10 protein-coding genes are annotated in these 9,459 nt (G+C 42.9%); 5 read left to right on the top strand and 5 right to left on the bottom strand.

What is annotated here, in order from left to right:
* Positions 1 to 64: 64 nt before the first annotated feature.
* From C7Y66_RS28780 to folD, 3 genes are all read right to left on the bottom strand, one after another.
* Positions 65 to 556 carry a divergent PAP2 family protein gene (locus C7Y66_RS28780; protein ID WP_015153461.1) on the bottom strand — a complete coding sequence of 164 codons (492 nt, stop codon included), beginning with the start codon at positions 554 to 556 and terminating at the stop codon, positions 65 to 67.
* Between the two features lie 151 nt (positions 557 to 707).
* Positions 708 to 1,634, bottom strand: coding sequence for a geranylgeranyl diphosphate synthase CrtE (gene crtE / locus C7Y66_RS28775; protein WP_106548177.1), 927 nt, complete (start codon positions 1,632 to 1,634; stop codon positions 708 to 710).
* A 161-nt stretch (positions 1,635 to 1,795) separates the two neighbouring features.
* Positions 1,796 to 2,674: a bifunctional methylenetetrahydrofolate dehydrogenase/methenyltetrahydrofolate cyclohydrolase FolD gene (gene folD / locus C7Y66_RS28770; RefSeq protein WP_106548176.1), complete on the bottom strand. Its 879-nt coding sequence runs from the start codon at positions 2,672 to 2,674 to the stop codon at positions 1,796 to 1,798.
* 270 nt (positions 2,675 to 2,944) lie between these two features.
* Between folD and C7Y66_RS28765 the strand changes: the two genes are divergently transcribed.
* Both C7Y66_RS28765 and C7Y66_RS28760 read left to right on the top strand, forming a co-directional pair.
* Complete coding sequence (locus C7Y66_RS28765; RefSeq protein WP_106548175.1) at positions 2,945 to 3,253, top strand: hypothetical protein; 309 nt, start codon at positions 2,945 to 2,947, stop codon at positions 3,251 to 3,253.
* Positions 3,254 to 3,271: 18 nt separating this feature from the next.
* Positions 3,272 to 3,712, top strand: coding sequence for an NUDIX hydrolase (locus C7Y66_RS28760; RefSeq protein WP_106548174.1), 441 nt, complete (start codon positions 3,272 to 3,274; stop codon positions 3,710 to 3,712).
* 54 nt (positions 3,713 to 3,766) lie between these two features.
* Here the strand turns inward: C7Y66_RS28760 and C7Y66_RS28755 are convergent, their stop codons facing one another.
* A complete protein-coding gene (locus C7Y66_RS28755; protein WP_106548173.1) occupies positions 3,767 to 4,636 on the bottom strand; it encodes a DMT family transporter in 870 nt (289 codons plus the stop codon).
* Positions 4,637 to 4,762: 126 nt separating this feature from the next.
* On the opposite strand from C7Y66_RS28755, the gene C7Y66_RS28750 reads away from it, so the two are divergent.
* The 3 genes from C7Y66_RS28750 (at position 4,763) to mutS (ending at position 9,270) form a co-directional block, all read left to right on the top strand.
* A complete protein-coding gene (locus C7Y66_RS28750; protein ID WP_106548172.1) occupies positions 4,763 to 5,956 on the top strand; it encodes an AAA family ATPase in 1,194 nt (397 codons plus the stop codon).
* Positions 5,950 to 6,582 (top strand): DUF4276 family protein, encoded by a 633-nt coding sequence (locus C7Y66_RS28745; protein WP_106548171.1) that lies wholly within the window; start codon positions 5,950 to 5,952, stop codon positions 6,580 to 6,582. Before C7Y66_RS28750 ends, C7Y66_RS28745 begins: the two co-directional genes overlap by 7 nt.
* Positions 6,583 to 6,648: 66 nt before the next feature.
* Positions 6,649 to 9,270, top strand: coding sequence for a DNA mismatch repair protein MutS (gene mutS / locus C7Y66_RS28740; RefSeq protein WP_106548170.1), 2,622 nt, complete (start codon positions 6,649 to 6,651; stop codon positions 9,268 to 9,270).
* Positions 9,271 to 9,278: 8 nt separating this feature from the next.
* On the opposite strand, the gene C7Y66_RS32720 is transcribed toward mutS, so the two are convergent.
* The coding region (locus C7Y66_RS32720; protein WP_233222897.1) for a hypothetical protein at positions 9,279 to 9,459 on the bottom strand (181 nt) is incomplete at its 5' end.

Raw genomic sequence — 9,459 nt, 5'->3', positions numbered from 1 at the left:
GGCAGCGTCAGATGTGTATAAGAGACAGGTGCGTGGTCACTGGTCACTGGTCACTGATAACTGATTAGCCTCCCGCCGCTAGTACTGGGTAGGTAGGTGTGAATAACAAAGTATTGACAAACCAAGCAATGCATACGCCCAACATAGAACCAACAATGACTTGGAAAGGCGTATGTCCCAATAATTCTTTTAAGCGGTCTTCATTCAGTTCAGGATGTTCGCTGAATAACTCGTCCATCATTTGATTGAGAATGCGGGCTTGTTTGCCTGCGGCTTGACGCACGCCAGCAGCATCGTACATAACAATGATGGCAAAAATAGTCGCGATCGCAAATTCTGGACTGTCCCAACCTGCGGTTTGACCGACACCCGTAGCTAAGGCTGTGACCAATGCAGAATGGGCGCTAGGCATACCGCCAGTAGTCAACAAAACGCGAAAATCCAATTTGTGGTTTTTAAGTAATTCGACTGCCAGTTTTGCTGCTTGAGCAATTAGACAAGCTATGACAGCAACTAGCAGCACGCTGTTATTGAGAATGTCGCCAATGTCCTGCATGAGGTTTGATTGAAAGGATGAGGGATGAAGGTTAATAGTTGATAGTTGTTGGTTGTTAGTTGTTGGTTGTTAGTTGTTGGTTAACAGTAAACGCGCTCGCTTCACTCCGTGAAGACAGTGCTTCCTTCTCTGCTCCCGACTCCCGACTCCCCTAATTCTTGCGGTTGGTGATGAAGTCAGCTAGAGCAATGAGTGGTTGTGCCTTCTCGCCAAACGGAGTTAGTTCTTCCTTTGCCGTAGCAATTAATGCTTGTGCTTGGCGGCGGGATTCTTCTATACCCCATAGGCTAGGATATGTGACTTTTTGCGCTTGTAAATCTTTGCCAGCCGTTTTGCCTAATTCCTCTGCTGTCGCCGTAACATCTAAAATATCGTCGATGATTTGAAAGGCAAGTCCGATATTTTGAGCATAGCGCGATAGCCGTTGCAAATCCGATTCTTCTAACCCCGCTAAAACACCCCCACTGACAACACAGGCTTCTAGTAGTGCAGCGGTTTTATGCGTATGAATGAAGTGCAAAGTGTCTGCGGTCACGTCTGACTTACCCTCCGATTCCAAATCTACCACTTGACCCCCAACTAACCCCGCCGCGCCAACAGCATGACCCAACTGAGCGATCGCTCGTAGTACGCGCTCTGGTGGTACATTTTTAGTCTGGGTAGCAATATACTCGAAGGCATAAGCCAACAGACCATCTCCAGCCAGAATTGCAATATCGTCACCATAAACCTTGTGATTTGTCAGTCGTCCGCGTCGGTAATCGTCGTTATCCATAGCTGGTAAGTCATCATGAATCAATGACATCGTATGGATCATTTCTAAAGCGCAAGCCGTAGGCATTGCCATTTCTACCGTGCCTCCTGCCATTTCGCAAGTAGCCAAGCAGAGAATCGGACGTAACCGCTTTCCTCCTGCTAGAAGCGAATAGCGCATTGCCTCGTAGATTTTTTCTGGATAAGTGACGCTAATCGAACTCTCCAGCGCCGCTTCAACTTCTACTTGGCGTTGTTTCAAGTAAGCTGAGAGGTCAAACGGGGCTTCATTATGAGGCATCTGAAGGTTATCCGCTGCTACCATGCCTTGTTTCCTTTAGGTGCTGTCGTCTCCGTAACAATTTTACGAGAAATTGGCAGTTGTCAGTCGATCGTTATCAGTTATCAGTTATCAGCGAACAGGAGTCAGAAGAAAAGAAAGTCGTTTTGACTTTTGACTTTTAACTTTTGACTTTCTTGTCTCCATTACCCATTAACCTTTTGAGAATAGCTCCAGACTGTATTGTGCAGTAGCATGGCGACTGTCATGGGACCAACACCACCTGGAACTGGGGTCAGCAATTCGGCAACTTCTTGCACTGACTCAAAATCTACGTCTCCGACAAGGCGGCTGTTTCCTTCGTAGTCGATAATGCGGTTGATTCCCACGTCTATGACTACAGCGTCAGGTTTGACCATTTGGGCAGTAATCATGTTAGGACGACCGACAGCAGCAATGAGGATATCTGCTGTTTGAGTAATGGCTGCAAGGTTATGCGATCGCGAGTGGGCGATCGTGACTGTTGCATCAGCTTCTAGTAACATCAAAGCTAGGGGCTTTCCAACCAAAATACTCCGCCCCATGACTACGGCTTGTTTACCCTGCAAAGAAATCTGGTATTCCTGTAACATTCGTATTACCCCAGCAGGGGTGCAACTGCGTAAACCCGATTCTCCCCTGACTAACCGTCCCATATTCACTGGATGCAATCCATCTGCGTCTTTATTTGGGTCAATTTGATGCAGTAAAGCGACAGAATCTAAATGGTTGGGTAATGGTAGTTGAACGAGAATCCCATCTACTCTTTCATCCTCATTTAAATCTTGAATCGCTTGCGCGACTTCTGCTTGGGTAGCATCGGCAGGAAAATTCTTTCCAAAAGAAGCAATTCCTACTTTAGTACAAGCCCGCTCTTTATTGCGCACGTAGGCAGCACTAGCAGGATTATCTCCTACCATGAGTACTGCTAGTCCTGGGGGTCGTCCGATTTGCGGTTGTAGTGCTTGAATCTGTGTCGTTAACTCTGTCTGAATCTTTTGGGCTAAAGCTTTGCCATCTAGTATCTTCGCTGTTTTTGCGTTCATCGCCGTTGGGGGAACTTTTTTAAAATGGTTTTGTCAAAAGGCAGTTATAACTGTTTTGACTTATATAGTTTAAGCAATCCGTTATCAGTTATCAGTTGTCAGTGAAGAATGGGGTGTATGGTGTAGGGAAATTCTAGATTTTGGATTTCTCCTCTGCTTCCTTGTCTTCCTTGTCTCCCTTGTCTTTCTTTTATGAATCTTTTCAAAACTGCTATTTACTCGCTGCTCATCCTGGGGCTACTTAGTTGTGGTAGATTGCCCCAGTATGCAATGAATGGTATTGGCTTGATGGGTACAACTGCTTTTAAGATTGGCGAACTCAAGCCAGAAACAGGCAATGGAACTACCGTTCGCCTGCAAGGTAAAGTCGTGCAACAAGTACCTTTGGCTAGTTGGCGAATGTATCAACTGCAAGACTCCACAGGGAAAATTTGGGTGCTGACAAAAAGAACGAATGTGCGGCTGCAAACACCTGTGTCAATCGAGGGTAAGGTATATTTTCAGAGTATCCCGATCGCAGGGCAAGATTTTGGGGAAATCTATGTAGAGGAACAGCAGGTACAGACTCCCACCCGTTAGGTTAATTATTGCAAAATTATGACTCATCAATCCGTTCGCGTGGCGATCGCTATCCTCTATCGTGACGATAAATTTCTCTTCCAATTACGCGACGACATTCCCAATATTGTCTATCCCGCACACTGGGGCTTTTTTGGCGGACATCTCGACCCAGGCGAAACGCCACATGAGGCTGTAATTCGAGAATTACAGGAAGAAATTACTTATTTTCCCCCTTCTATATCTGAAGTCGGCTGTTACTCCGATCCTAAAGTAGAGCGCCATGTTTTTCACGCGCCACTAACAGTAGATTTAGACCAACTCGTATTAAAGGAAGGTTGGGATATGGCTTTATTAACTCCCGAACAAATTCAACACGGGAGTTGTTATTCAGCCAAAGCCGATCGCATTCTACCTTTAGTCCCTGCGGCAAGACAAATTATTTTAGATTTTTTAGAAGTGGGGACGCTCGCAAAATAAATCAAAATAAATGAACCTAGTGTAGAGATGTGGTAAATTGCATTTCTCCAACAGTTAACTCTTATTTGTAAAAAATACTCCGACGACAACTAGAACCCCACCCAAGACTAAACTAACAGTAATCGGTTCCTGCAATAATAAAGCGGCAAATGCGATCGTAGATACGGGAACTAAATTAATAAAAATTGAGGCTTTGGCAGCACCAATTGCTACAACTCCTTCATAATACCAGCTAAAACCAATTGCAGAACCCAAAACTCCTAAATATAAAATTCCCAGCCAAGCAGCAAGAGGAAACTGTATGAAATCTTGGGTTATTCCCTCAAATAAAGCTGGAATTAATAGTGCGATCGCGCCGATTATACAAGCATACGTGGTAGCAGCTAAGGGAGACAAAGATTTCATGACTGATTTACCAATCAGAGTATAAGCTACCCAGCTCAAGACGCAGCCAAAAATACAAAACTCTCCCCAACCTATACTACCTTGAAATAAATTTATGAGTTGACCTTTACTAATGACAATTGCTGCACCTGTTAGGGAAGTTATAATTCCTAGTAGTTTTAAACCGTTAAATTTCTCCCTGAAAAATAGAGCAGCACCAAGAGCAATAAAAGTAGGGTTGAGTGCCACAATTAAAGCAGCGCGGCTAGCAGCAACAGTTTGCAAACCGAGAAAGAAGAAGGCGTTATAACTAAAAACTCCTGTCAAGCCTAATAAAATAACTGTAGAAATTTGATTTCTTTTGAGTTTAGGTAAGCGTCTCTCAATCTTTTGCGTCAAGATTAACAAACAAATTGAAGCAACTGCAAAGCGAAAAAAAGCGGCTGTGAACGGTTCCATAGTTTGCACGACTATTCTACCAGCCACAAACGTTCCACCCCAAATAATTGCAGTTAAAACTAATTTTATGTAAGTTATCATCAGTTTCAAACCGATCCGGTCTTTAGTCAAGTTGTAGACAGTTGAATGAGCGATCGCGGTTTAAAATAAATTAAATAGTATCTTAACACTGTCCGCTTAAGCTAGTTTTCTAAGCAGGAGGATTCGATGGAAGGAAAAAAAATTATTCATTCGCTAAAGTTACAAAATTTCCTCTCTTTTGGTAGTGAAGGAGAAGAAATCGAATTGCAACCCCTCAATGTATTAATTGGTGCAAATGCATCTGGTAAATCTAACTTAATTGAAGCCTTTGGAATTCTTAAGGCTTTACCTACAGATTTACTTGCGCCGATTCGTCGCGGTGGTGGCGTGAGTGAATTTTTATGGAAAGGTAGTGATGATATTCCAACAGCACAAATTGAGGCGATCGTAGACTATCCTGAAAAAATACCATTGTGCTACAAACTGAATTTTGCCTCTGTTAATCAAAGAGTTAAAATTATAGAGGAATTAGTGATCGATCGATATCCATATGAGGGAGAAGAAGGGGTAGCTTTACATTACAGATCTCGCAATAATGGAAATTCAATATTAATAGGTTACGATCCGACTACTAATACAAAAAAGCCAAATCAAAAAATTTCGGAACAACTAAACTTTAATCAGTCTATTCTATCGCAAATAAGCTCAATAGACATGCTATATCCAGAAATAATACATATAAGAAGTTATTTCGCAAATATTGAATTATATAGAGAATGGAACATGGGACATAATTCTAAAATTAGAATGCCACAACCAACAGATTTACCTGAGCATCCCTTGCTAGAAGATGCTAGTAATTTTGGAATGTATTTGAACAATTTACAGCACCAAATCGGAGCTAGAAAAATCATTGAGAAGCTGAAAGTCTTTTATGAGGAAGCAGAAGAACTAACAACAAAAATTTACGGTGGTACAGTACAAACCTTTATTCGAGAAACGGGATTAACTCAACCAATTCCAGCAACACGCTTATCAGATGGTACTTTACACTATTTATTCTTAATGGCTTTACTCCTCGATCCTACTCCACCTTTATTAACATGTATCGAGGAACCAGAAATTGGATTACACCCTGATATGATGCCTACCATTGCTGATATGCTAATCGAAGCATCTCAAAGAACGCAGCTCGTTGTAACCACTCATTCGGAATCTTTGATTTCAGCACTTCCCCCTGAATCAGTCGTGGTATGTGAGAGAGATTATGATGGAACTCGCTTGCGTCGCCTCGATCCTAAGAAACTAAAAGAATGGTTAAAAGAATACTCACTTGGTCATATTTGGAGTGCGGGAGAAATTGGTGGAACTCGATGGTAGAAGAAATTCGTATTTATATAGAAGGAGGTGGGCATGACAACGATACTAAAAAACAATTGCGACAAGGATTTAGTATTTTCTTTAAAGAATTAGTGTCACTGGCACGAAGCCAAAGAATAAAATGGCAAATTATTACTTGTGGTTCTCGTAATAATGCTTTTAAAGATTTCAGAATTGCTTTGAAAGAACACCCAGATGCTTTTAACGTGCTACTCGTTGATGCAGAAGCATCTGTAAAAAAAGCACCTTGGCAGCATTTGAAAGAAAGGGATAATTGGGATAAGCCAGAAGTGGACGATACTTGCTGTCATCTTATGGTACAAATGATGGAAGCTTGGTTTATTGCTGACATAGAGGCTTTAAAACGATTCTACGGGCAAGGCTTTAAAGAAAATGCGATTCCTAAAAATCTAAATGTAGAAAAAATTAACAAAACTGAAATATATTCAGCCTTACAGAAAGCCACAAAAGAAACATCCAAGGGAGAATACGGTAAAATTCAGCATGGTGCAAGGCTTTTAGAACAAATATCTGTAGCTAAAGTCCGCGCCGCCTCCCTCTACTGCGATCGCCTCTTCACCACCTTGACAGTTAAAATAGACGAGGCAAGCGATCGCACTGAGTAACAAAAACAGCGATCGTCTCACATCAACCTACGGTAGAGTCGTAAAAGACTGTAGTACGAGCGATTCATGAAAGTTCCTTCCACTCCGACTGCTGCTGAATCTCAAGCACCCATACAACCTTGTACTGACTGTCGGCAGATAGACAAAAACAAGCTATCGCCAATGTACAAGCATTATGTAGAAGTAAAAGAGAAGCATCCCCATTCTTTATTACTGTATCGGTGTGGAGATTTTTTTGAAACATTCTTTCAGGATGCAGTTATAGTCTCGCGGGAATTGGAACTCGTTCTGACTAGCAAACACGGCGGCGAAATCGGACGGGTGGCGATGACAGGCGTACCGCATCACGCTTGGGAACGATACACAACTCAGTTGATCGAAAAAGGCTATGCTGTCGTTATCTGCGATCAAGTTGAAGATGCAGCGGTTGCACAAGGTTTAGTTAAGCGTGAAGTAACGCGTATCCTGACTCCAGGGACTCTGCTGCAAGATGGAATGCTCAAAGCTAGCCGTAATAATTATCTCGCAGCAATAGCGATCGCTAAAAATCATTGGGGTTTAGCTTATGCAGATATCTCGACAGGAGAATTTTTAGCAACGCAAGGTAGCAATTTAGAACAATTAACTCAAGAAATACTGCGATTACAACCATCTGAAGTTCTCGTTCCCACCAAAGCACCAGATGTAGGAGCATTATTTCGTCCAGGGGAAACATCAGAACATATTCCTGAATGCTTACCACCATCATTTTGCTATTGTTTGCGATCGCAATCTAGTTTTAACACGGGTGAAGCTAGACAAAAGTTAATTCAGAAGTTTAAAGTGCGATCGCTTGAAGGTTTTGGTTGTGAAGATTTACCCCTAGCCGTGAGTGCGGCGGGTGGATTATTAGACTATATCGAAGATACGCAAAAAGAAAGTGACGTTCCCCTACAACAACTACGCACTTATGCAATTACCGACTACTTAATTCTCGATCATCAAACTCGTCGCAATTTAGAAATTACTCAAACCGTCAGAGATGGAACTTTTATCGGTTCACTATTATGGGCTTTAGATAAAACAACTACGGCGATGGGGAGTCGTGCTTTAAAACGATGGTTCTTGCAACCACTATTAGATATTAAAGGCATTCGAGCGCGGCAAGATACAATTCAAGAATTAGTAGAAAATAGTTCCTTGCGGCACGATTTGCGGCAGCTTCTACGACAAATTTATGATTTAGAAAGACTCAGCGGTAGGGCTGGTTCGGGAACGGCAAATGCGAGAGACTTAGTAGCATTAGCAGAGTCAATGTTGCGTTTACCAGAATTAGCAAGATTAGTCACAGAAACGCGATCGCCATATCTCCGTACTTTACAAAAATTCCCCTCAGAATTAGAACAGTTAGGGCATAAACTGCGCGCGCAGTTAGTTGAATCTCCCCCCATCCACCTCACAGAAGGAAATTTAATTCGTCCTGGGATTAGTTCCCAACTCGATGAAAGGCGACGATTATTAGAAGAAGATTTGCAGTGGGTGGCTAATTTTGAAATTGATGAAAAAGCTAGAACGGGAATCCCAACTTTAAAAGTCGGTCACAACGATACCTTCGGATACTATATCAGCATTTCTCGTGCCAAAGCCGACCAAGTTCCCGTGAACTACATTCGCAAGCAAACTCTAAAGAACGAAGAACGCTACTACACGCCAGAATTAAAAGAAAGAGAAGCGCGTATCCTTACGGCTGAAAAAGATTTGTACCAGCTAGAGTACGATATTTTTACCGAACTGCGAACAGAAGTAGGAGAACAAGCCGAGGCAATCCGTAACGTTTCCCGTGCCATAGCCGCAGCCGATGTATTGTGTGGCTTTGCCGAAGTTGCAGTATATCAAGGTTATTGCCGTCCAGAAATTGTCTCAGGACGAGAAATTAACATTGTAGACGGGCGACATCCAGTTGTTGAAAAATCCTTACCCGCCGGATTTTTTGTGCCTAATTCTACTGAAATAGGGAGTGAGGGCAAGAGAGCTGAGGAAGCTGAGGAGGCTGAGGAGGCTGAGGGCGCAACTACCAATTATCAATTACCAGACTTAATCATCCTAACTGGTCCTAACGCCAGTGGTAAAAGCTGCTACTTACGCCAAGTTGGTTTGATTCAATTAATGGCACAAGTAGGGAGTTTTGTGCCTGCTAAATCGGCAAAATTGGGCATATGCGATCGCATTTTCACCCGCGTCGGTGCAGTAGACGACTTAGCAACTGGGCAATCTACTTTTATGGTAGAAATGAATGAGACAGCAAATATCCTCAACCATGCTTCACCACGATCTTTAGTTTTATTAGACGAAATTGGTAGAGGTACGGCAACATTTGACGGATTATCAATTGCTTGGGCAGTAGCAGAATATCTAGCTACAGAAATTCGCGCCCGCACAATTTTTGCTACCCATTACCACGAATTGAACGAACTCGCCTCAATTTTATCTAACGTAGCTAACTACCAAGTTACAGTCAAAGAATTACCCGATCGCATTATCTTCTTACACCAAGTCCAACCAGGCGGCGCAGACAAATCCTACGGAATTGAAGCCGGAAGACTGGCAGGTTTACCCCCAGTTGTCATTCAACGCGCAAAACAAGTCATGACGCAAATCGAGCAGCACAGTAAAATTGCGATCGGTTTGCGCAAAAGTACACAGTCGTAGGAGTGGGTTCACCAACAAACCTTGCTACGAACAGATATTCTACATAAACCCGCCCGTACAGACGCAGTTTGCAAGAGGATAGTGTGGTATGGGAGAAAAAGCAGGTAGGGGCGCACAGCCGTGCGCCCTCTTACTCGTTCTCCTAGTCCCCCTTGTCCCCAGTCCCTAGCCTGTCTCTTATACACATCT

The organism is Chroococcidiopsis sp. CCALA 051, assembly GCF_003015105.1.
Lineage (GTDB): Bacteria > Cyanobacteriota > Cyanobacteriia > Cyanobacteriales > Chroococcidiopsidaceae > Chroococcidiopsis > Chroococcidiopsis thermalis.
This window is presented reverse-complemented; position numbering and strand designations above follow the sequence as displayed.